Origin of the sequence: Crossiella sp. CA198, from assembly GCF_052078295.1 — a bacterium.
Lineage (GTDB): Bacteria > Actinomycetota > Actinomycetes > Mycobacteriales > Pseudonocardiaceae > Crossiella.
This window is the reverse complement of record NZ_JBQJIM010000008.1, coordinates 335,917-356,639: the sequence shown is the minus strand read 5'-3', so window position 1 is coordinate 356,639 and position 20,723 is coordinate 335,917. Positions and strand designations below refer to the sequence as shown.

The following is a 20,723-nucleotide window of genomic DNA, read 5'->3' as shown; positions in this document are numbered from 1 at the left end:
GCACGTCGCTCAGGAACTCAACGGCCGTCCACGCAAAACGCTCGGCTGGGCCACCCCAGCCGAGCGTCTGCGTGATCTACTCACCGCCTAAACCACAGCGGTGTTGCAACGACCCCTTGAAACCGCCGCGACCGGGGGCCTTCGGCGTCGGGCGGAGATCAGGAGTCGCGACGTCCCACCAGGGCCCAGGCGGCCGGCAGCAGACCGGCGGCGAGGGCGGTCTTGACCAGGTCGCCGATCAGGAACGGCAGCAGGCCCTTGACCAGCGCTTCGGACACGGTGAAGTCGGCCGCGAGCATCAGCCAGGGCACGCCGACGGCGTAGATCACCGCGTTGCCCAGCAGCATGGTGCCCGCGGTGCGCAGCGGGGTGCGGTCGCCGCCGCGCTGGGCGAGGGCGCCGACCAGGGCGCCTGCCAGCACGAAGCCGACGATGTAGCCGATGGTGGCCGAGCCCGCGCTGGTGTGCCACGGCACGCCTGCCAGGCCGGCCAGCAGGTAGACCAGCATGGACAGCGCGCCGCGCTGCCAGCCCAGGGTCGCGCCCACCAGCAGGGCGGCGAAGGTCTGGGCGGTCACCGGCACCGGGCTGCCCGGGATGGGCACCGCGATCTGGGCGGCCAGGCCGGTCAGCGCGGCGCCGCCGAGCACCAGCGCGATATCGCGGACCAGGGCGCCGGGCACCAGGTCGGCCAGGACCCGGCGCTGCGGTGAGACGGTGAGCACGGACACCCGTGACCTCCAGGAGACGTGGGATCTCTTGCCCGCTGACCCTAACTCGGCGCGGACCCGGGCGAAATTGTCGGAGACCTACAAAATTCAGGCGGCTTCGGCCGTTGTGACGTAGGTCGCTCCGGCGCGGGCCCTGACCTCGGCTACAACCGGCGAGTCGGCGAAGGCGGCCGAGACCTCGGTCAGCCAGGCCGTCTCGGCCTCGATGCTGGCCGCCGCCGCGGCCGGTTCCACCGCCGGTTGCGGCCAGCGCTGACCGGTCTCCCGCACGGCCAGCGCCGCGGCCAGTTCCGCCGCGGCCAGCACCGCGGGCAGCGCGGCCACCCCGTGCCGCCGGGCCGCGGCGTGCACCCAGCCGGGCACCTCCGGCGGCACCTGCGCGCGCAGGGTCAGGAAGGCGTCCCTGATCTCGATCAGCCGCCGGTACAGCGCGAACTCGATCCGCACCGGCCAGCCCGGCGGCGAGGCCAGCACGATCCCCGGCAGCGCGCGCACCAGCACCGACCACAGCGGCGTCACCGCCCGGTAGCCGCGGTAGGCCGCCAGCCACCGGCGGGGCCGCTCCAGCACGCCCTGCCAGGTGGTCAGCACCGCGCCCGCCACCCACAGCAGCGCCACCGCCAGCCCGAGCCAGCTGGCCACCGGCATGAAGTAGGTCAGCTCGGTGCGGAACAGCACCAGCCACACCGAGGGCAGCCCGGCCACCAGTCCCCACACCACCGTGGTCATCCCGGCCAGCCCGATCACCCGCAGCCCGGTCCGGAAGGTGCCGGGCGGGCACTGCCGGGCGTGCTTGACGATCACCCTGGTGAACATCACCAGGCAGCTCACCCCGTACCCGACCAGCACCGCCTGGTACCCGGCCACGCTGGGGTAGAAGGCGAGATCGGTGCCGCCGTTGGCGACGTACTCCGGCAGCTTCCGGGTCAGATGCAGCAGCAGCCCGGTCATCGCCAGCCAGCACAGCAGCAGCGGCCACAGCCTGGTCCGCGGCTCCGGGGTCTGGGTGGAGCGGGCCAGCCGGACCAGGAAATGCACCGCCAGCATCTGGCAGGCGTTGGACACCAGCCGTCCGGTCAGCGGGAACGGCTCGATCGCCATGATCAGCGGGGTGGTCGGCTCGGCCGCGATGATCAGTCCGGCGGCCAGGCTCAGGAAGAAGCCGATCAGGTAGCGCATGCCGGGGCTGGGCGGCCCGCCCCGGCTGGCCAGCAGCTTGCCCACGCTGATCAGCACCAGCAGCCCGGCGCTGAGGTAACTGATCACCTCAGACCCCCGGCCCGAACGCCGAGCGCAGCCGGGCCAGCCCGCCGGTGACCGGCGCCGGTCGCGCGCGCCGGGCCCGGTGCATGATCAGCGAGGCCACCAGCTCGGCCTCCTGCTCCTGCTCCTGGGCGTAGCCCGTGCGGCCGAGCACCCGGCGCACCAGTTCCACCGGCAGGTTCGGCATCAGCAGCTGGGCCACCGTCTCGTGCAGTTCGCCGTCACCCGCGTGGCCGCACAGCAAATGACCCAGCTCGTGCAACAGGATGTGCTCCTGGTGCAGTGGCGAGGTGTCCACCGAGTAGAAGACATAGTCCGCCCGGTCGGTGGCGGCCAGCACCCCGCACGGCGTGTTCGGCCTGGCGGCCAACGGGATCAGCTCGATCGGCCGACCCCGTCTGGCCGCCAGCGCCTCGACCAGCAGCGGCACGTCGAACGGCTCTGGAATGTCCACAGTGGACACCAGTTGAGCGCAGCGCCGCCACAGCGCGTTTCGCGAGTACCGCACGTCTCTCCCCTTGGCGTCAGCGAACACTCTCGCTCTCGCCCCGTTGCGCCTCTCTGCGGGCAATAGCATCGATGATGTCGGTGATCGTGCCAAGGCCCTCCTCGGAGAGGTTCACCGCGCGCAGGGCCACATCGCGCACCGCGCTGTTGCGCAACGCGCCGAGAATTTCCAGCTCTTTGGCGATCGCCGCCCCCTGTTCGTCGTCGAAGAAGTAGGCCGGTGGCACCTGGAAGAACCCGGCCAGGGCCTCCAGGTGCCGCTTGGTCGGGTTGTCCCTGCGGCCGGTGCGCAATTGCCAGAGGTAGGTCGCGGAGAAGGTCTCACCGGTGCTTTCCCGGCAGGCCTTCGCTACCTCTTCGTGGCTGTGCTGCTCGCCGTTGGGGCGACGGATCACCTGGAACAGGTGGTCGATCCGTTCGGCGAGCGTGCCGGCTTCTGGCTGGCGGTCCTGCTCGTCGGTCATCTGCGCCTCTGTGGGTGTGGAAATCCGGCGGGCATCAGCTGAAGTGAACGAGTTGGAGGGAACTCATCCACATCAGTTGACAGCCCGTGTCATGCGGAGCTAGCTTGTGTCCAGACAACGTTAGCTGAGATGAATGACCAAGGGGAAGTCAGTCGACCAAGGCTGACGAGCAGGGGGAGACATGCGGAAGCTCGCGGGAGTGCTCGTGGTGGCCGCCGCGCTGGGGTTCGCCCCGGCCGCGCAGGCCGCCGAGGTCGGTGCGGCCGGGGCGCTCGCGGCCAGCTTCGAGGGTCGCAGCCTGGCGCAACAGCGCGAGGAAGCCATCCAGAAGGCGCAGCACAACGCGTACCGGGCAGCGGCGGCAGGCGGTTACACCGCCGCGCGCTGCCACCTCACCCAGTACAGCGCGCGGCCGTTGCTGCCGCCGTACTGGGAGGGCCACGCGGTCGTGGCATGCATCTGAGTTGACCAGACTCCTCACGCGCTGACCCGCGTGGCCGGCTACCACAGGGGGGATGCCGGTCCTGGTCACCACCGTGAGGACACCGCCGCCGGGGCGTGCGCCCCCCAGTCGGACGCCCCGGCGGCCCTTCACACGAACGTCTGGCCCGGTGCAGGCTGCCGTCGATCGGTGGCGTTCACGCCCCCCAGCGAAGCCTGTCGGTCGGGTGCCGTCCCGGCCGGGCGTTCAGTGGGATGGCCTCCCGTGCGTGCACCGGAGGCCATCCCTCCCTTTCTCCGTCGGCCGGTGGGGTCGGCGGTCCGATAAAACGCAGGGGGAACAACCATGAAGAAGTTGCTGTGTGCCGCCGTGCTGGCCACCGGCGCCGTGCTGAGCGCCGCCGCGCCCGCACTCGCCGCCGAGGCGGGGACGACGTCGGTGCGGGAGACCCGCATGTTCACCGCGACCGCGCAGAACACCACCCCGGGCGGCGCGATCACCAGCGCGTCGAACTTCGCCTTCAGCCAGGCGGTCTCGGCCGGGTTCCTGCGTTCGCAGTGCTACCTGCACAGCTCCAGCACCCGCCCGAGCAGCATCCCTGGCATCTGGTTCGCCACCGCGAACGTCTTCTGCCAGCGATGAGGACCGGTCGCGGACGGCCTTCGCTGATCGCGGCCTTCATCGGGAACGGGTTCGGGGAGAACCGGGGGGAGGCACTGGCCAGGGCGCGGCAGAACGCGTTGTTCCAGGCCAGGACCGCGGGTTTCCCGTCCGAGCGGTGCGAGGTCGTGCTGAGCGGTTGCGCGGAACCGGTGAACCGGGTCCTCGCCGGATATGTCGTGCTCGGCTGCCGTCAGTCGAGGACCTCCTTCGCCCAGCTGGGCCGGAGTGCGTGAGTTCAGGATCAAGGGAGAGACAAGCAATGGGTTCCATGGTTCGACGGGGTGCTGGCCGCGACTTTCGCGGGTCTGGCGATGCTGGTTCCGGTGGCGGCGCAGGCCGCGCCCGCCCTCAACTCGGCCCCGGTGGCCGCGAGTGAGGCGGGCACGCTGGAGACCCAGACCTTCAGCGGTTCGGCTTCCGCGGGCGGCTCGCCCAAGCGTGCGCTCAGGCAGGCGATGGACTACGCGCTGCACGCCGCCGCGCTGCAGGGCTACGTGGAGAGCCAGTGCGTGACCACCTACAGCCGGACCTACTCGCACGGCGCGGGTTACTTCAGCGCCAACGTGGTCATCAGCTGCACCCGCTGATCCGGCGATGAACACCCGGGCGGCGACTCCGGTCCGCGACACCGGAGTCGCCGTCGCGGGCATCAGCTGAAGTGGACGTGAGCTAGGGAGATCGGATGCTGGAGCAGGCATCGGCGCACCGGACCAGCCGACCGCGACGGCCCACCACGCTGGTCGCGGCCTTTGTCGGGAACGGGTTCGGGGAGAACCGCAGGGAGGCGCTGGCCAGGGCACGGCAGCACGCGCTGTGGCTGGCCCGCGCGGCCGGGTTCCCGGCCGGGGGATGCCAGGTGGTGCTGAGCGGGTGCGTGGAGCCCACGCCCCGGGTGGTCCGGGGGTACGTGGTGCTGGGTTGCCGCATGCTGCGGGTCCCGGCGGCCGCCGTCCGGGTCAGCGCGTGAGCGCACCACGTCGTAGCCCACTGACCTGCGACGTTGGCAACGCTGAGTGTCTACATCGGACCGTACTCCTCGGTTGGGTTATTTGACCTTCTCGAACGGGTGGCTGAGTCCGATGTGGCTACCAATCAACCACGCGCTGTCGATGAATGAACCGTGGGCGCGACCCAGGTGGCCGACACCCGGCCACCCGGGCTCACACGGGTACAGGAAAAGGGGTGACGGCATGCACGCGAGAAGTGCGTTCCGGATCGGTGTTGTGGGCGCGGCGGCCGCCATGGCGCTCAGCGCGGGCCTCACGCCCGCCTATGCCGCGGATCTCGGCGACGCGGGCGTCGCCGAACTCGGCTCGGTGACGGTGCAGGGGGCGAACCCGTCAAGTTCGGGGCCGATCATCCCGTGCAACGTGAACGAGCAGGTCGCGGCCAGCACGCCCGGCGTGAGCTACCCGGGCGTGAGCTTCGGCATCGGCAGCACCGCCTGCAACAAGGACGCTGACGGCAACGCCAACATCAAGGTCACCGGCAACAAGTTCGAGCTGAACCTGTTCAACAAGAGCGAATACGGCAGGCGGCTGATCAGGGTCAAGACCTTCGAGGCCACCTGCAAGTCCACCGAGAACAGCACCCAGGCCGGGTTCAAGCTCGGCGGCTACAGCGGCTTCACCTTGCCCAACCCGGTGCCGCAGAATCACGTGGTGCTGGTGCCGGGCAAGACCGGCATGCCGCCGGTGGCCAAGATCATGGTGAACAAGGTGGAGACCGATCAGGGCGCGATCGCGATGACCGCGATGCACATCACGCTCGACCCGGACGACGGCTACGGCGCGATCGGCGGCACGATCACCGTTGGCGCCACTGCCTGTGCGCCGACCTGGTAGCCGGCCGCGGGCCGGGTGTGCCGTCCCGGGTGGGAGCGGGACGGCACACTCGAACCCTTATGCCACAGTCGGTTCACCGATCAGCTCGACCCCGGCCGCACCCAGCTGGCTGAGCGCGATGTCCACCGTCAGGCGGGCCACCCCTGCGGTCAGCTCCAGCAGCACCCTGGTCTCCAGCCCGGCCTGCCGGGCATCCAGCGCGGTGGCCCGCACGCAGTGGTCGGTGGCGATGCCCACCACGTCCACCCGGTCCACGCCGCGCTCGCGCAGCCAGCCGGCCAGTGTTTCGCCGCCGGCGCCCGCGCCCTCGAAACCGGAGTAGGCCGCGGCGTAGGCGCCCTTGGAGAACACCGCCCGCACCGGGGTCACGTCCAGCTCCGGGTGGAAGGACGCGCCCGCGGTGCCCGCCACGCAGTGCACCGGCCAGGAGTCCACGAAATCCGGCGTCTCGCTGAAATGCGGGCCCGGATCGACGTGGTAGTCCCTGGTCGCCACCACGAAGTCGTACTCCTGCTCGCGGGCGTGCCGGGAGATCGCCGCGGCCACCGCGGCCCCACCGGCGACCGCGAGCGAACCGCCCTCGCAGAAGTCGTTCTGCACATCCACGATGATCAGCGCGTTGGCCATCGGACCTCCTACGGCAGGAACACGGTGCGGATGGCCGATTCGCCCTGGGACAGCGCCAGACCCTCCCACGGCACGCTGATCAGCGCCTGGCGCAGCCGCTCGCGGCCGTCCTCCAGGGTGGGCAGGTCCTCCGCCCGCTGTCCAGCGCGCACCAGGGGGATCTGCAGCTCGACGTCGCCGTCCTGGCGCTCCGGCTGCTCGCCGGCCAGCCGGTAGACGACCTCCTCGGTCGCGGTGCCGGTCGGCTTGTGCCGCCGCAGCGCGGCCTTGCGCCCACCCCTGGACTCCTTGTGCGAACTGCGTTTGGCCACCGGGCGGCCCTCGACCTCGACCAGCTTGTAGACCATGCCAGCGGTCGGCGCGCCGGAACCGGTGACCAGCGAGGTGCCCACCCCGTAGGCGTCCACCGGTTCGGCCCGCAGCGCGGCGATGGCGTACTCGTCCAGGTCGCCGGAGACCACGATCCGGGTGGCCGGCGCGCCCAGCTCGTCCAGCTGGGTGCGGGCCTGCCGGGCCAGCACACCCAGGTCGCCGGAGTCGATCCGCACCGCGCCCAGTTCGCTGCCCGCGACCTCGACCGCGGTCTGCACGCCCTTGGTGATGTCGTAGGTGTCCACCAGCAGGGTGGTGTTCACCCCCAGCGCCTCGACCTGGGCGCGGAAGGCGTCCTCCTCGCTGTCGTGCAGCAAGGTGAAGGCGTGCGCGCAGGTCCCGGCGGTGGGGATGCCGTAGCGCCGACCGGCCTCCAGGTTGGAGGTGGCGGTGAACCCGGCCAGGAAGGCGCACCGGGCCGCGGCCACCGCGGCCTCCTCGTGCGTGCGCCGGGTGCCCATCTCGATTAGCCCGCGCCCGTTGGCCGCCGACACCATCCGCGCCGCGGCCGAGGCCACCGCGCAGTCGTGGTTGAGGATGGACAGCGCGAGCGTCTCCAGCAGCACGCCCTCGCCGAAGCTGGATGTGACGGTGAGCACAGGGGAGCCGGGGAAGTACAGCTCGCCCTCGGGGTAGCCGAGGATGTCGCCGCTGAACCGGTAGTCGGCCAGCCAGCCCAGGGTGTCCTCGTCCACCACGCCGGAGTCCCGCAACCGGTGGATCTCGGCGTCGTTGAAGCGGAACTTCTCGATCGCGTCGAGCAGCCGCCCGATGCCCGCCACCACGCCATACCGGCGCCCGTTGGGCAGTCGGCGGGCGAACAGCTCGAACACGCAGCGCCGGTCGGCGGTGCCGTCCCGCAGCGCTCCAGCGAGCATGGTGAGTTCGTAGTGGTCGGTGAGCAACGCGGTGCTCTCCGCACGGTCCGCGGCCGTCATGTGATCACCGTAGACCGCGTCCTCCCCGAACGGGGCTCCTTCGCTGCGCCGCTCCAGTGGCTCATGACACCATGGAGTCATGTCCATGCCCCTGGAGCTGGAGAGGACAGAGGTCGAGCCCACCAGCGACGAAACCGTCGCCGCTGACCGGCCCTGGATGACCGTGGTCTGGAACGACCCGGTGAACCTGATGTCCTATGTGACCTATGTCCTCCAGAAACTGTTCGGTTTCAGTCGCGACAAGGCGACCAAGCTGATGCTCGACGTGCATCACAAGGGGAAGGCGATCGTGTCCTCCGGGGACAAGGAGAAGTGCGAGGCCGACGTGGCCAAACTGCATGCCGCCGGCCTGTGGGCGACCATGCAGCGTGACACGTGATCGGCTGGCGCCGCGACGGCGGCCAACTCGTCGCCGAGCTGACCCAGCAGGAGGCCGCGGTATTGCGCGGCATGGTCAGCCAGATCAAGGAGATGCTCGAGGAGCGCGCCGAGGAGGCGCCCCAGGACGAGCTGGCCCTGATCACCGGCATCCGCACCGGTCCGTCCACCCCGCCGGACAACCGCATCGTCGCCCGGCTGCTGCCCGACTTCCACCGCGGTGACGAGGACGGCGACCTGCCACCCGCCGACGCCGACTCGGCCGCCGCGCTGCGCTCGATCTACGAGCCGCAACTGCTGGAGGCCAAGACCGGGGTCGCCGAGGTGGTGCTGACCACCTGCCCGCGTGATGGCGGGGTGGCCGCGCTGAGCGAGGAACAGGCCGAGGCCTGGCTGTCCGCGATCAACGACGTCCGGCTGGCCCTTGGCACCGCGCTGGACATCAGCGAGGACACCCCGGAGGAGCCCCTGGAGGGCGAGACCGACGACACCCGGTCCGCGCACATGGGCGTCTACCAGTGGCTGACCTGGGTGCAGGACACGCTGATCGCCACCCTCTCCGGCGACGACGAGGAATGATCGCCGGGGCGCGCAACGCGCTCACCGACGTGCCCGGCCTGCTGGTCGGGCAGCACCACCGCCTGGGCGCAGGCTGGGCCACCGGGACCACGGTGGTGCTGGCCCCCGGCGGCGCGGTGGGCGCGGTGGACGTGCGTGGCGGCGGCCCCGGCACTCGGGAAACCGACCTGCTGGACCCCTCGCACCTGGTGCAGCGGGTCAACGCGATCTGCCTCTCCGGCGGCAGCGCCTACGGCCTGGCCGCCGCGGACGGCGTGATGCGGCACCTGGCCGAGCGCAACCAGGGCTTCCCGGTCGGCCCCGGCCCGGAGCAGGTGGTGCCGATCGTCCCGGCCGCGGTGCTGTTCGACCTGTGGCACAACACCTGGGGCAACCGCCCGGACGCCGGGTTCGGCGCACTGGCCTGCGCCGCCGCCACTGACGGCCCGATCGAACAGGGCACCGTCGGCGCGGGCGCCGGCGCCCAGGCTGGCTGGCTCAAGGGCGGCCTCGGCACCGCCAGCGCGGTCCTGCCCGACGGCACCACCCTGGGCGCCCTGGTCGCGGCCAACCCGCACGGCGACGTGCTCGCCCCCACCGGCCTGCCCTGGGCCGCCCAGCTCGGCCTGCCGGACGAATTCCGCCTGCGAGCCCCGGACCAGCGTGAACTCGCCGCGGTCAGCCGGGAGTTCCCGGCCAGCAAGCTCAACACCACGATCGGTGTGATCGCCACCGACGCCACCCTGAGCAAGGCCGAATGCCGCCGCCTGGCCGTGGTCGCGCACGACGGCCTGGCCCGCGCGGTCCGCCCGGCGCACTCGATGTTCGACGGCGACACCTTCTTCGCCCTCTCCACCGCCCAGCGTGACCTGGTCGCCGCGGACGCGGTCTTCGGCGAGGCAAGTCGGGCAGCCGCGCTGGACGAGCTGTGCGGCGTGGCTGCGGACGTGGTCTCCCGGGCGATCACGCACGCCGTGCTGGCGGCCACCGGCATCCCCGGATTGCCCGCTTTCCGGGACCTGTTCCCCTCCGCGCTCCTATAGTCCGCGCATGTTCCCGGTAGTCCTGCACGACGACAAGGTCACGCCGATGGCCGCGGTCGCCTACGCGCTCGCCGAGGTGTGCCGGATCGGGCCCGAGGAGGCCGTGCGGCTGACGCTGCTCGTGCACGACGAGGGCGAGGCCGAGGCCGCCCGTTACGCCACCGCGGATGAGGCCGAGCGGGTGGTGGCGCGGCTGCACTTCCACGGGATCGACGCCACCGTGGCGGTGACCCGGTGACCGCCGCACACGAGTGCGTCACGGTCACCGCCGAGGGCGGGTCGGTCGTGCTGGTGCTGGACGAGCACGCCGTGGCCGAGCTGGGCATCGGCCTCAACCTGTTGCGCTGGCTGATCGAGGCCAGGGAGAAGCACTGGATCACCGCGCGCAGGCCACTGGGCCGTCCGCGCCGGTCCCGCCTGCCCGCGCGCCGCGGTCTGCACGACCTGCTGCCGGACGGCTACGACCAGGAGCCCGAGGCCGGGCGGTTCCGCGAGTACCACGAGCCGTGGCTGCGCCGGGAGATCCTGCACGCAGCGGACCGAATGGCCAGTGAGCTGGCACCGGGCGTCCAGGTCCGGCTGGATTCCGCCGGACTGCGCGCCTGGATCGCGATGCTCTCCCACCTCCGGCTCTGCTACGTGGGCCGTCGTGACCGTTCGAAGGCCTCCGGCCGGAACGGGGTGATCGCCTCCTTCTGCCACTACTTGCAGCACCTGCTGGTCCAGGCCGCGTACCCGGCCATCCCCACCGCCATCGAGGCCGCGGGTCACTAGGGCTGTCTCCCGAGATCTGGGCCTGCTCCCAAATCCTGAGAAGGGCTTCCCACGGTCATTTAGGATGGTCGGCGTGCTGGTGATTCGACGGGACCTCGCGGACGCGATGGTCGAACACGCCCGCCGGGACCACCCGGACGAGGCGTGCGGAGTGATCGCCGGCCCAGCCGGGTCCGACCGGCCGGAACGCTTCATCGAGATGGTCAACGCCGAGCGTTCGCCCACCTTCTACCGGTTCGACTCCGGTGAGCAGCTGCGGGTGTGGCGGGCGATGGACGCCGCGGACGAGGAGCCGGTGGTCATCTACCACTCGCACACCGCGACCGAGGCCTACCCCTCGCGTACCGACATCTCCTTCGCCTCCGAGCCGGACGCGCACTACGTGCTGGTCTCCACCCGCGACCCCGAGGTGCACGAGCTGCGCTCGTACCGGATCGTGGACGGGGTGGTGACCGAGGAGCCGGTCGAGGTCGTCGAGTCCTACATGTTCGCCAACACCGGCAAGGACGACGTGCCGGACTCGCGCTGAGCCGCAGGCTCGCGATCCCGTCTGTCTGTTTTGTGTCCACAGTGGACTAAAAGGAGTTGTCAGCAATGGCCGTCACCGTCTCGATTCCCACCATCCTGCGCACGCACACCGGTGGCGAGAAGTCCGTCGAGGCCCAGGGCGCGACCCTCGCGGAGATCATCGACCACCTCGATGGCAAGTTCGGCGGGTTCAAGACGCGGCTGGTGAAGGAAGGCGTCCTGCACCGGTTCGTCAACGTCTACGTCAACGACGAGGACGTGCGCTTCGCCGGTGGCCTGGAAGCCGCGGTCAAGGATGGCGACAACGTCACCATCCTGCCCGCCGTCGCCGGTGGCTAGGTACGACTCGCTGCTGGACGCCCTCGGCGACACCCCGCTGGTGGGGTTGCCGAGGCTGTCCCCTGCGGCGGATGTGCGCCTGTGGGCGAAGCTGGAGGACCGCAATCCGACCGGCTCGATCAAGGACCGGCCCGCGCTGGCCATGATCGAGGCGGCTGAGCGGGACGGCCAGCTCACCCCCGGCGCGACGATCCTGGAGCCGACCTCCGGCAACACCGGCATCTCACTGGCCATGGCGGCCAAGCTCAAGGGCTACCGGCTGATCTGCGTGATGCCGGAGAACACCTCCACCGAACGGCGGCAGCTGCTGCACGCCTACGGTGCGCAGATCGTGTTCTCCCCGGCCGCGGGCGGATCCAACCAGGCGGTCGCGGTGGCCAAGGAACTGGCGCAGAAGAACCCGGACTGGGTGATGCTGTACCAGTACGGCAACCCGGCCAACGCGGACGCGCACTACAAGACCACCGCGCCCGAGGTGCTGCGTGACCTGCCCACGATCACCCATTTCGTGGCAGGCCTCGGCACCACCGGCACCCTGGTCGGCGCCGGCCGGTACTTCCGGGAGCACAAGCCGGACGTGCAGATCATCGCCGCCGAACCACGCTACGGCGAGCTGGTCTACGGCCTGCGCAACCTGGACGAGGGCTTCGTGCCCGAGCTGTACGACCCCTCGGTGCTCAGCGGCCGGTTCTCGGTCGGCTCCTATGACGCGCTGCGCCGCACCCGGCAGCTGCTGGAGACCGAGGGCATCTTCGCCGGCATCTCCACCGGCGCGATCCTGCACGCCGCGCTGGCCGCCGCGGACAAGGCGGTGGCGGCGGGCACCCCGGCCGACATCGTGTTCGTGATCGCCGACGCGGGCTGGAAGTACCTCTCCACCGGCGCCTACAGCGGCACCCTGGAAGAGGCCGCCGAACGCATCGACGGCCACCTCTGGGCCTGATCCAGGCAGTGGCTGCTCAGCCGGTGAACACCGCGCTGGGCAGCCCCGAGCCGGCCCCTGGCAGCACGAACAACGAGCCCGCGTCCGGCTGCGCCGCCAGCTGCTGTTCGGAGAGTCCGACCCTGGCCGAGGTCACGTACAGATCCTCGAACCTGGGCCCACCGAAACACGGCGCGGTCGGGTTGGCCACCGGCAGCTCGTACTCGGCGTCCAGCCGCCCGTCCGGGGTGTAGCGGCGCACCGCCCAGCCGTCCCACAGCGCCACCCAGACGCAGCCCGCCGTGTCCACGCACAGCCCGTCCGGCGAACCCCGGTCCACCTCGGTCACGGTGCGCCGGTTGCCGATCTCCCCGGAGTCCCGGTCGTAGTCGAAGACGTCCAGCCGCCCGGTCGGGGTGTCCACGTAGTACATGAGCTTCTCATCCGGGCTCCAGCCCAGGCCGTTGCTGATCGTCACCGAGTCCAGCACCACCTTGGCCGCGCCGTCACCCTCGACCCTGGCCAGCCAGCCGCCGCCATTGGCGGTGTCGTAGCGCATGGTGCCCGCCCACAGCCGCCCCATCGGGTCCACCGCCGCGTCGTTGCCGCGCACCCCCTCGCGCGCCCAGTAGACCAGCCAGTTCCGCCCGACCCCGTCCGCGTCCAGCAACGCGATGCCCTCGGCCAGGTTCAGCACCAGCCCGCCCTGGGACCGCGGCTTGGCCGCACCCACGTGCTGCGGGACCTCCAGCGACTCGTTGCTCCCGGTCCTGGGGTCGTACCGGTGCACCCGGCGACCTAGGATGTCCACCCACAGCAAGGTTTCCGAGCCCGCGTCCCAGGTGGGGCCCTCGCCCAGCTCGGCGGGCCCGGCCACCGCGATCTCGGCGTGTCGATCAGCCATGGGCGGCAGCCTATCGGCCCGCTAGCTGGTGAAGCCGGGGTCGGACTCGCGCGGGGCGGCGACGCGGCCCTTCGGCTCCTCCCAGTCCTCGTGGCGGCCGCGCGCGGTGATGTCCAGCAGCCGGTAGGCGTGCATCATCACCTCCACGCCGCGGCCGTAGGTGGCGTAGGTGTGGAAGACCTCCTCGCCCTCGCGCAGGAAGGCGCTGACCCCCGGCTGCTCGCCGACGTAGTCGATCAACCAGCCCTGCCCGGCCGCGGTCAGCTCCTCGCCGGAGCGGAAGTTGTAGCGGTTGGGGCCGGTCGCGGGGTCCAGCGAGACGTCGAAGTCGTAGTTGAAGTCGCTGCCGTGGGCGGAGTACCAGGGGAAGGTCCAGCCCCTGGTCTGCTTGTAGGCGGCCAGCTTCGGGTACGGCGCGCGGGAGACCGCGGCGAAGGCGGTGTCCCGCGAGGCCAGGTGCGCGCGGGCGCCTTCGCTGAGGTCGTCGGCCATCGCGGTGCAGCTCCGGCAGCCGGTGTCCCAGGACGGGTCGAACATGAAGTGCTGCAACACCAGCTGGCCGCGGCCGTCGAACAGGTCCAGCAGCCGGACCTCGCCGTCCGGCCCGGTGAAGCGGTAGTCCTTGTCCACCCCGGTCATCGGCAGCCGCCGCCGGTCGGCGTTGAGCCCGTCCAGTGCCCTGAACAGCTCCTTCTCCTTGACCAGCAGCTCCTTGCGGGCGGCCAGCCACTCATCCCTGCTCACTACCTGCGGTCGGTTCACGACGTCCTCCATAGTCATTGACTTGCGTGATGCAAGTAACCGTAGGGCGGCAACTTGCATCACACAAGTGGAAACCGGATCATCCAGCTTGTGCTCGGTCGGACTTATGAACGCGAGAACTGCTCAGCGGCCCGCGCGCTGGAGATCGTCGGCGAGCGGTGGAGCCTGCTGATCATCCGCAACGCGCTGTTCGCGGACATGACCCGGTTCTCCGACTTCGAGCGCAGGCTCGGCCTCGCGCCGAACATCCTGGCCAAGCGGCTGGACGGATTTGTCGCCGACGGCCTGATGCGCCGCCAGGACGGCCGGGAGTACGTGCTCACCGACAAGGGCCGCGAGCTTGGCACGGTGCTCATCGCGCTGACCGAGTGGGGCGACCGGTGGGCCGCGCCGAAGGGTCCGCCGGTCCTCTACGAGCACGAGGACTGCGGCGGCCCCGTGCACGTGCACGCCCGCTGCGCGCACTGCGGCGCCGAACCCGCGGTGGGCGAGGTGGTCGCGGTGGCCGGTCCGGGCGCGGATCCGCGCCGCCGCCCGCCGCGCGATCCGAGCCCGCTGCACGCCGCCACGCTCGAACTCAGGGACAACCCCGAGGTGAGCCCCCGGAAACGCCAGTAGCCTCGAAGACGTGCAGCCGCTACCCGTGCCCACGCCTCCGCGTGATGACTCCGGCCGGATCTTCCCGGCGCAGCCCAAGCAGGCTGCCATCGTCATCCTCGGCTTCGCCGCCCTGCTGTACCTGCTGGAGCTGATCGACGCCTTCACCGGCCACGCGCTGGACCTCGGCGGCATCGTGCCGCGCGCGTGGTCCGGCCTGGACGGCGTGCTGTGGGCCCCGCTGCTGCACCTGGGCTGGGACCACCTGGCCGCGAACACGGTGCCGTTGCTGGTGCTCGGCTTCCTCTGCTTCGCCGGCGGGCTGCGGCAGTTCGTCGCGATCACCGCCACCATCTGGATCGTGGGCGGGCTGGGCACCTGGCTGACCGGGGAGTCCGGCTCGATCCACCTCGGCGCGTCCGGACTGATCTTCGGCTGGCTGACCTTCCTGCTGGTGCGCGGCATCTTCGTGCGCCGGGCGCTGCCCATCCTGCTGGCCGTGGTGCTGTTCTTCTTCTACGGCTACCTGCTCTGGGGCGTGCTGCCGGGGACGCCGGGGGTGTCCTGGCAGGGTCACCTCTTCGGCGCGGTGGCCGGGGTGGTCGCGGGCTGGCTGTCCGGACGGGCGAGCCGGCGGCCCGCCGGGAGCGGCCTGGCATGATCGGGGCGTGAGCACCGCGCCCATCGGGATCTTCGACTCCGGCGTCGGCGGGCTGACCGTGGCCCGCGCGATGCTGGACCAGCTGCCCGCCGAGCGCCTGCGCTACGTCGGCGACACCGGCAACGGGCCCTACGGTCCGCTGACCATCGCGCAGGTGCGCGAGCATTCGCTGGCCATCACCGACTCGCTGGTGGAGAGCGGGGTGAAGCTGCTGGTCATCGCGTGCAACACGGCCACCGCGGCCTGTCTGCACGATGCCCGTGAGCGCTACGACATCCCGGTGATCGAGGTGCTGCGGCCCGCGGTGCGCCGCGCGGTGGCCACTACCCGCACCGGCCGGATCGGCGTGATCGGCACCAAGGCCACCATCACCTCCCGCGCCTACGAGGACGCCTTCGCCGCCGCCCCGGACATCAGCGTGACCAGCGTGGCCTGCCCGCGGTTCGTGGACTTCGTGGAGCGCGGCATCACCTCCGGCCGCCAGGTGCTCGGGCTGGCCCAGTCCTACCTGGAACCGTTGCAGCGCGCCGAGGTGGACACCCTGGTGCTCGGCTGCACGCACTACCCGCTGCTCACCGGCGTGATCCAGCTGGCCATGGGCGATGCGGTGACCCTGGTCTCCAGCGCCGAGGAAACCGCCAAGGACGTGGTCCGGGTGCTCACCGAGTCCGATCTGCTGCGCCCGGACGACGGCGCCGAGGTCGAGCACTCCTTCACCGCCACCGGCCCGGCCGAGCCGTTCGCGAAACTGGCCCGCCGCTTCCTCGGTCCGCAGCTGGGTACCGTCATGACGGGCGCTGTTCCGAGATCGTCTGCCATGCCAGGCTGATCCGGTGCTACTGACCGTTCTCGGCTGTTCCGGCAGCCTGCCCAGCGCTGACTCGCCGGCTTCCGGATACCTGGTGGAGGCCGACGGGTTCCGTCTGCTCCTGGATCTTGGCAACGGGGTGCTGGGAGCGCTCCAGCGGCATGGCGATCCGTTCGGCCTGGACGCGCTGGTGCTGTCCCACCTGCACCCGGATCACTGCGCGGACTTCTCCGCGCTCACCGTGCTCCGCCGGTACCACCCGGACCCGCCCTATGACACCAGGGCCCGGCGGCTGCCGGTGTACGCGCCGAGCGAGGCGGCCACCCGGCTGGCCGCGGCGTACGCGCCGAGTGAGGCCGAACGCGGCGAGACCGACCTCAGCGATGTCTACGAGTTCCACCGGCTCACCCCCGGGACTGTCCACATCGGACCGTTCGAGCTGACCGTGGAACAGGTCGCGCATCCCTGTGAGGCCTTCGGTTTCCGGCTCACCGCCGACGGCCGCACGCTGGCCTACACCGGCGACTCCGGCCCGTGCGAGGCACTGCGCAAGCTGGCCGAGTCAGCCGATCTGCTGCTGGCCGAGGCGTGCTGGCCACACGAGCCCGAGGCCCACCCGCCCGACCTGCACCTGTCCGGACTGGAGGCCGGGCAGCTGGCGGCGGTGGCCGGGGTGCGCAGGCTGGTGGTCACGCACGTGCCACCGTGGGCGGATCGTCAGCAGATGGCCACCGAAGCCCGCTCGGCCTTCCCCGGCGAGGTCGACCTGGCCTTCCCCGGCGCCACCTACCTGCTCGGCTGAGCCTCAGCGGCCCGTCCCCACCCCGTTCCACACCGCGGTCGCGCCACTGTGCCCGATCCGCACCACCTGCACGGTGCTCGCGACCCCGGCCGCGGCGAGGAGCACGGCGGCCGCCACCGCCACCCGCCGCCAGGTCGCGGGCGCCGTGCCCGCTTCGCTTTCCCGGTCCGCCAGCCTGCCCACCACCAGGAAGGCGATCATCAGCACCCCGAAGGCCAGCGCGTACGGCAGCAACTGGGTGCCGAGATCGGCATGCCGCTGGATCAACGGATTGGCCACCCCCAGCGCGGCCTGCAACTGCTCACCGCTGACCTGGGCGACGGGCACCGCGACCACCCCGGCCACGGTCAGCGCGAGCACCGGCCAGCCGAACCGGCGCCGCCAGGCCGGGCGGATCGCGATCAGCAGCGCGCACAGCGCGGCCAGCGGCAGCAGGATCACCACGGCATGCACGATCAGCGGGTGCAGGGGTAGACCATCGACGGTCGTCAGATCCATGGCAACCTCTCAAGGAAAACTGTTTCCGCCCCGGCAGGAAGACCGCCTGCCTTGGACAGCGGACGAATCAGGGTAGAAACCAGGCTGATCCGGCACACGTTGATCACTCGCTCGGGTGGCTCGGTTCTGTCCTGCGGCTGGGGAGCCTAATGCCGGGTACTGTCCACGTGTGTGGAGCAGGACGGGACCGTGATGCGGCGGTCGTTCAAGTTTCTGTTGCGCCCCACCAGCAAGCAGGCCGCCGCGTTCACGCAGATGCTGGCCGACCACTGTTCGCTGTACAACGCGGCACTCGAGGAACGCCGCACGGCGTACCGGCAGTGCGGTGTGACCGTGCGATACCCGATGCAGTCCGCGCAGCTCACCGCGATCCGGTCGTTCGACCCAGAGCGGCAAGGGCGATGGTCGTTCTCCTCGCAGCAGGCCACCTTGCGCAGGCTTGACAAGGCGATGCGGGCCTTCTTTCGCCGGGTCAAGGCCGGTGAGAAGCCCGGGTATCCGCGGTTCCGGGGTGTGGGCTGGTTCCACACCGTGGAGTTCCCCAAGGATGGTGACGGGGTCCGCTGGAACTCGACTCCAGACGACCCGGTGACCCGGGTCCGCTTCCAGGGGATCGGGCACGTCCGGGTCCACCAGCACCGGCCGGTCAGCGGCAACGTCAAGACCGTCTCGGTCAAACGGGAGGGTGACCGCTGGTACGTCGTGCTGTCCTGCGACGACGTACCAGCTCAGCCGCTCCCGGTCACCACTGTGTCGGCCGGTATCGACCTGGGTATCGCGCACTTCCTGACCACCAGTCACGGCACGCATGTCCCCAACCCGCGGCCTTGCCAGACCGCGTCCGACCGACTCGCGCGGATCCAGCGAGTTCTGGCTCGCTGTGAACGCGGCTCGACTCGTCGGCGGAAGGTCGTCACCCGGCTGGCCGCCCTGCACCGGAAGATCCGGCGCCAGCGGCTCGACCATGCTCATCAGACGGCATGGACGCTGGTCCGCACATTCGACGTGATCGCGCACGAGCGCCTGAACGTCGCCGGCATGGTCCGGTCGCCCAACCCAAGACCGGACCCGGAGCAGCCCAAGACCTTCCTGCCCAACGGCGCTGCTGCCAAAGCAGGTCTGAACCGGGGTATCCAGGACGCGGGTTGGGGGGTGTTCCTGGGTGTGCTCGCGCACAAGGCTGACAGTGCCGGTCGCAGGTTGATCCCGGTGGACCCCCGCAACACATCCCGTCGCTGTCCGAACTGCGCACACGTGTCCAGCGACAACCGTCGAACCCAGGCCGAGTTCGTGTGCGTGGCCTGTGGGTATACGGCCAACGCGGATGTCGTCGGCGCGCTCAACATCGCACACAGGGCCGGGCTGGTCCTGCGCGAAGCCCGAGCGGCCTAGCGAGAAGCCGCCTGCCTTGGCTGGCGGAGGAGTCACGTCCACTCCATACGACGGGCTGTCCAGGCCGGTTCACCAAGGTAGCTAGGCTAGCCCCGTGGTGCGCATCGACGGCAGAAGCGACGAGACCCTGCGGGACATCAAGATCACCCGGGGTTACCAGGACTGGCCAGCTGGCTCGGTGCTGGTGGAGTTCGGCAAAACCCGCGTGCTCTGCGCGGCCAGCGTGTCCGAGGGGGTGCCGCGGTGGCGCTCCGGATCCGGACTGGGCTGGGTGACCGCCGAGTACGCGATGCTGCCCTCGGCAACGCACAGCCGCAGTGACCGGGAGTCCATCAAGGGCAGGGTCGGCGGGCGCACGCACGAGATCAGCAGGCTGATCGGCCGCTCGCTGCGTACCTGCATCGACCTGTCCGCACTGGGCGAGAACACCATCGTGATCGACTGCGATGTCATCCAGGCCGACGGCGGCACCCGCACCGCCGCGATCACCGGCGCCTACGTGGCGCTGGCCGACGCGATCACCTGGCTGGGCGCGGCTGGCAAGCTGGCCGACCCGAAGCCGCTGTCCTGCCAGATCGCCGCGGTCAGCGTGGGTGTGGTGGACGGCAGGGTGCGGCTGGACCTGCCGTATGAGGAGGACTCCCGCGCCGAGGTCGACATGAACGTGGTGGCCACCGACGCGGGCACGCTGGTCGAGGTGCAGGGCACCGGCGAGGGCGCCACCTTCGCCCGCTCCACCCTGGACAAGATGCTCGACCTGGCCCTGGCCGGCGTGGCCGACCTGTGCCGCCTGCAGGCCGAGGCGCTGGAGCTGCCGTACCCGGGCACGCTGCCGGAGGGCAAGAAGGCATGAGGGTCCTGCTGGCCAGCCGCAACGCCAAGAAGCTGGCCGAACTCCGCCGGATCGTGGCCGCCGAGCAGCTCGACGGCATCGAGATCGTCGGGCTGGACGAGGTCCCGGACTTCCCGGAGGCCCCCGAGACCGGCGCGACCTTCGAGGAGAACGCCGTCGCCAAGGCCGTGGACGCGGCCGCAGCCACCGGCCTGCCGTCCATCGCGGACGATTCGGGCCTGGCGGTGGACGCGCTCAACGGCATGCCCGGCGTGCTCTCCGCGCGCTGGTCCGGCAAACACGGCGACGACCTGGCCAACCTGGAACTGGTGCTGAACCAGCTCGGCGACACCCCGGACGAGCGCCGCGGCGCGGCCTTCGTCTGCGCCCTCGCGCTGGCCGTGCCCGGCACGGAACCGGTGGTGCTGCGCGGGGAATGGCGGGGCACACTGCTGCGCGCCCAGCTCGGCGCCAACGGCTTCGGCTACGACCCGATCTTCGTGCCCGAGGGCGAGACCCGGACCTCGGCGGAGCTGACGCCTGCGGAGAAGGACGCCGACTCGCACCGCGGCCGGGCGATCCGGCTGCTGGTGCCGCACCTGCGCGCACTGGGCTGAGCAGGCAGGACGGCGGGGGCGAGCGCTGCCTGGCCCCGCCGCTCCCGCTCGCTAGTGCGCGAGGCTGGTCGACACCTGCACCACCAGCACCCCCGCCACGATCAGGCCGATCCCGGCCAGCGTGAGCCCGTTCACCGCGTCCGCGAACAGCACCTTCCCGGCCACCGCGACCAGCACGATCCCGCCCCCGGCCCAGATCGCGTAGGTGACCGCGACCGGCACGCCGAGCCGGATCACCTGCGCCTCCAGGTAGAAGGCCAGCGCGTAGCCGCACACCAGGCCGATCGTGGGCCACAACCGGGTAAAGCCGTTGGAGTATTTGAGCATCAGGGTGGCGAAGACTTCGAAAACAATGGCAAGCGCGAGCAAAGCCCATTTGAGCATGACAATTCCCAGGTAGGGGTGAGTTGAAGGCGAATCCCCTGGTCAGGGGCGTGCCTGGTCAACCACCGCGAGC

The 20,723-nt window shown here is 70.8% G+C and carries 31 protein-coding genes; 21 read left to right on the top strand and 10 right to left on the bottom strand.

The window, feature by feature from the left end:
• Positions 1-158 precede the first annotated feature (158 nt).
• The 4 genes from ACTOWY_RS16400 to ACTOWY_RS16385 form a co-directional block, all read right to left on the bottom strand.
• A complete protein-coding gene (locus tag ACTOWY_RS16400; protein WP_185009671.1) occupies positions 159-731 on the bottom strand; it encodes a biotin transporter BioY in 573 nt (190 codons plus the stop codon).
• Positions 732-818: 87 nt separating this feature from the next.
• Positions 819-1,997, bottom strand: coding sequence for an MAB_1171c family putative transporter (locus tag ACTOWY_RS16395; protein WP_441310467.1), 1,179 nt, complete (start codon positions 1,995-1,997; stop codon positions 819-821).
• A gap of 1 nt (position 1,998) precedes the next feature.
• Positions 1,999-2,502, bottom strand: a complete 504-nt coding sequence (locus tag ACTOWY_RS16390) for an ImmA/IrrE family metallo-endopeptidase (protein ID WP_441310466.1) — start codon at positions 2,500-2,502, stop codon at positions 1,999-2,001.
• 16 nt (positions 2,503-2,518) lie between these two features.
• Positions 2,519-2,965 (bottom strand): XRE family transcriptional regulator, encoded by a 447-nt coding sequence (locus ACTOWY_RS16385; RefSeq protein WP_247766086.1) that lies wholly within the window; start codon positions 2,963-2,965, stop codon positions 2,519-2,521.
• 181 nt (positions 2,966-3,146) lie between these two features.
• Between ACTOWY_RS16385 and ACTOWY_RS16380 the strand changes: the two genes are divergently transcribed.
• The 6 genes from ACTOWY_RS16380 (at position 3,147) to ACTOWY_RS16355 (ending at position 5,914) form a co-directional block, all read left to right on the top strand.
• Positions 3,147-3,428 carry a hypothetical protein gene (locus ACTOWY_RS16380; protein ID WP_441310465.1) on the top strand — a complete coding sequence of 94 codons (282 nt, stop codon included), beginning with the start codon at positions 3,147-3,149 and terminating at the stop codon, positions 3,426-3,428.
• Between the two features lie 324 nt (positions 3,429-3,752).
• On the top strand, positions 3,753-4,049 hold the full coding sequence (locus ACTOWY_RS16375) for a hypothetical protein (protein WP_441310464.1): 297 nt from the start codon (positions 3,753-3,755) through the stop codon (positions 4,047-4,049).
• Positions 4,046-4,303, top strand: a complete 258-nt coding sequence (locus ACTOWY_RS16370; protein ID WP_441310463.1) for a hypothetical protein — start codon at positions 4,046-4,048, stop codon at positions 4,301-4,303. The genes ACTOWY_RS16375 and ACTOWY_RS16370 overlap by 4 nt, the downstream gene beginning before the upstream one ends.
• Positions 4,304-4,381: 78 nt before the next feature.
• Positions 4,382-4,657 carry a hypothetical protein gene (locus ACTOWY_RS16365; protein ID WP_441310462.1) on the top strand — a complete coding sequence of 92 codons (276 nt, stop codon included), beginning with the start codon at positions 4,382-4,384 and terminating at the stop codon, positions 4,655-4,657.
• A 95-nt stretch (positions 4,658-4,752) separates the two neighbouring features.
• Positions 4,753-5,037 carry a hypothetical protein gene (locus ACTOWY_RS16360; protein WP_441310461.1) on the top strand — a complete coding sequence of 95 codons (285 nt, stop codon included), beginning with the start codon at positions 4,753-4,755 and terminating at the stop codon, positions 5,035-5,037.
• A 223-nt stretch (positions 5,038-5,260) separates the two neighbouring features.
• Positions 5,261-5,914 carry a hypothetical protein gene (locus ACTOWY_RS16355; RefSeq protein WP_441310460.1) on the top strand — a complete coding sequence of 218 codons (654 nt, stop codon included), beginning with the start codon at positions 5,261-5,263 and terminating at the stop codon, positions 5,912-5,914.
• A 57-nt stretch (positions 5,915-5,971) separates the two neighbouring features.
• Here ACTOWY_RS16355 and ACTOWY_RS16350 read toward each other — a convergent pair whose 3' ends face one another.
• Positions 5,972-6,541: an isochorismatase family protein gene (locus ACTOWY_RS16350; RefSeq protein ID WP_441310459.1), complete on the bottom strand. Its 570-nt coding sequence runs from the start codon at positions 6,539-6,541 to the stop codon at positions 5,972-5,974.
• A gap of 8 nt (positions 6,542-6,549) precedes the next feature.
• Positions 6,550-7,851 carry a nicotinate phosphoribosyltransferase gene (locus ACTOWY_RS16345; protein ID WP_441310458.1) on the bottom strand — a complete coding sequence of 434 codons (1,302 nt, stop codon included), beginning with the start codon at positions 7,849-7,851 and terminating at the stop codon, positions 6,550-6,552.
• Between the two features lie 79 nt (positions 7,852-7,930).
• Between ACTOWY_RS16345 and clpS the strand changes: the two genes are divergently transcribed.
• The 8 genes from clpS (at position 7,931) to ACTOWY_RS16305 (ending at position 12,414) form a co-directional block, all read left to right on the top strand.
• Positions 7,931-8,230 carry an ATP-dependent Clp protease adapter ClpS gene (gene clpS, locus ACTOWY_RS16340; RefSeq protein WP_185009646.1) on the top strand — a complete coding sequence of 100 codons (300 nt, stop codon included), beginning with the start codon at positions 7,931-7,933 and terminating at the stop codon, positions 8,228-8,230.
• The gene (locus ACTOWY_RS16335) at positions 8,227-8,808 is read left to right on the top strand and encodes a DUF2017 domain-containing protein (RefSeq protein ID WP_247766096.1); all 582 of its coding nucleotides are present in this window, start codon (positions 8,227-8,229) and stop codon (positions 8,806-8,808) included. The genes clpS and ACTOWY_RS16335 overlap by 4 nt, the downstream gene beginning before the upstream one ends.
• Positions 8,805-9,830: a P1 family peptidase gene (locus ACTOWY_RS16330; RefSeq protein ID WP_441310457.1), complete on the top strand. Its 1,026-nt coding sequence runs from the start codon at positions 8,805-8,807 to the stop codon at positions 9,828-9,830. Before ACTOWY_RS16335 ends, ACTOWY_RS16330 begins: the two co-directional genes overlap by 4 nt.
• A gap of 7 nt (positions 9,831-9,837) precedes the next feature.
• Entirely contained in the window at positions 9,838-10,068 is a 231-nt protein-coding gene (locus tag ACTOWY_RS16325; protein ID WP_441310456.1) for an ATP-dependent Clp protease adaptor ClpS, read from the top strand.
• On the top strand, positions 10,065-10,604 hold the full coding sequence (locus tag ACTOWY_RS16320) for a DUF2017 family protein (RefSeq protein ID WP_441310455.1): 540 nt from the start codon (positions 10,065-10,067) through the stop codon (positions 10,602-10,604). The genes ACTOWY_RS16325 and ACTOWY_RS16320 overlap by 4 nt, the downstream gene beginning before the upstream one ends.
• 73 nt (positions 10,605-10,677) lie before the next feature.
• The gene (locus tag ACTOWY_RS16315) at positions 10,678-11,133 is read left to right on the top strand and encodes a Mov34/MPN/PAD-1 family protein (RefSeq protein WP_441310454.1); all 456 of its coding nucleotides are present in this window, start codon (positions 10,678-10,680) and stop codon (positions 11,131-11,133) included.
• A 65-nt stretch (positions 11,134-11,198) separates the two neighbouring features.
• Positions 11,199-11,471 (top strand): MoaD family protein, encoded by a 273-nt coding sequence (locus ACTOWY_RS16310; protein ID WP_185009633.1) that lies wholly within the window; start codon positions 11,199-11,201, stop codon positions 11,469-11,471.
• Positions 11,464-12,414, top strand: a complete 951-nt coding sequence (locus ACTOWY_RS16305; RefSeq protein ID WP_441310453.1) for a PLP-dependent cysteine synthase family protein — start codon at positions 11,464-11,466, stop codon at positions 12,412-12,414. The genes ACTOWY_RS16310 and ACTOWY_RS16305 overlap by 8 nt, the downstream gene beginning before the upstream one ends.
• Before the next feature lie 16 nt (positions 12,415-12,430).
• Here ACTOWY_RS16305 and ACTOWY_RS16300 read toward each other — a convergent pair whose 3' ends face one another.
• Positions 12,431-13,297: an SMP-30/gluconolactonase/LRE family protein gene (locus tag ACTOWY_RS16300; protein ID WP_441310452.1), complete on the bottom strand. Its 867-nt coding sequence runs from the start codon at positions 13,295-13,297 to the stop codon at positions 12,431-12,433.
• A gap of 21 nt (positions 13,298-13,318) precedes the next feature.
• Positions 13,319-14,059: a DUF899 domain-containing protein gene (locus ACTOWY_RS16295; protein WP_441310451.1), complete on the bottom strand. Its 741-nt coding sequence runs from the start codon at positions 14,057-14,059 to the stop codon at positions 13,319-13,321.
• Between the two features lie 90 nt (positions 14,060-14,149).
• On the opposite strand from ACTOWY_RS16295, the gene ACTOWY_RS16290 reads away from it, so the two are divergent.
• From ACTOWY_RS16290 to ACTOWY_RS16275, 4 genes are read left to right on the top strand one after another with little or no spacing between them, the layout of a single operon-like run.
• A complete protein-coding gene (locus tag ACTOWY_RS16290; protein ID WP_441310450.1) occupies positions 14,150-14,677 on the top strand; it encodes a winged helix-turn-helix transcriptional regulator in 528 nt (175 codons plus the stop codon).
• A 10-nt stretch (positions 14,678-14,687) separates the two neighbouring features.
• Positions 14,688-15,317 (top strand): rhomboid family intramembrane serine protease, encoded by a 630-nt coding sequence (locus tag ACTOWY_RS16285; RefSeq protein ID WP_441310449.1) that lies wholly within the window; start codon positions 14,688-14,690, stop codon positions 15,315-15,317.
• Between the two features lie 7 nt (positions 15,318-15,324).
• On the top strand, positions 15,325-16,146 hold the full coding sequence (murI, locus tag ACTOWY_RS16280) for a glutamate racemase (protein WP_441310448.1): 822 nt from the start codon (positions 15,325-15,327) through the stop codon (positions 16,144-16,146).
• Positions 16,147-16,150: 4 nt separating this feature from the next.
• On the top strand, positions 16,151-16,927 hold the full coding sequence (locus ACTOWY_RS16275; protein WP_441310447.1) for an MBL fold metallo-hydrolase: 777 nt from the start codon (positions 16,151-16,153) through the stop codon (positions 16,925-16,927).
• Between the two features lie 3 nt (positions 16,928-16,930).
• Here ACTOWY_RS16275 and ACTOWY_RS16270 read toward each other — a convergent pair whose 3' ends face one another.
• Positions 16,931-17,425 (bottom strand): DUF2231 domain-containing protein, encoded by a 495-nt coding sequence (locus tag ACTOWY_RS16270; RefSeq protein WP_441310446.1) that lies wholly within the window; start codon positions 17,423-17,425, stop codon positions 16,931-16,933.
• Between the two features lie 171 nt (positions 17,426-17,596).
• Between ACTOWY_RS16270 and ACTOWY_RS16265 the strand changes: the two genes are divergently transcribed.
• The 3 genes from ACTOWY_RS16265 (at position 17,597) to rdgB (ending at position 20,266) form a co-directional block, all read left to right on the top strand.
• Positions 17,597-18,817 (top strand): RNA-guided endonuclease InsQ/TnpB family protein, encoded by a 1,221-nt coding sequence (locus ACTOWY_RS16265; protein ID WP_441310445.1) that lies wholly within the window; start codon positions 17,597-17,599, stop codon positions 18,815-18,817.
• Between the two features lie 94 nt (positions 18,818-18,911).
• A complete protein-coding gene (rph, locus tag ACTOWY_RS16260) occupies positions 18,912-19,670 on the top strand; it encodes a ribonuclease PH (protein ID WP_247766109.1) in 759 nt (252 codons plus the stop codon).
• Positions 19,667-20,266: an RdgB/HAM1 family non-canonical purine NTP pyrophosphatase gene (rdgB, locus tag ACTOWY_RS16255; protein ID WP_441310444.1), complete on the top strand. Its 600-nt coding sequence runs from the start codon at positions 19,667-19,669 to the stop codon at positions 20,264-20,266. Before rph ends, rdgB begins: the two co-directional genes overlap by 4 nt.
• A 51-nt stretch (positions 20,267-20,317) precedes the next feature.
• On the opposite strand, the gene ACTOWY_RS16250 is transcribed toward rdgB, so the two are convergent.
• Positions 20,318-20,650, bottom strand: a complete 333-nt coding sequence (locus tag ACTOWY_RS16250) for a DMT family transporter (protein ID WP_441310443.1) — start codon at positions 20,648-20,650, stop codon at positions 20,318-20,320.
• Between the last annotated feature and the right edge of the window lie 73 nt (positions 20,651-20,723).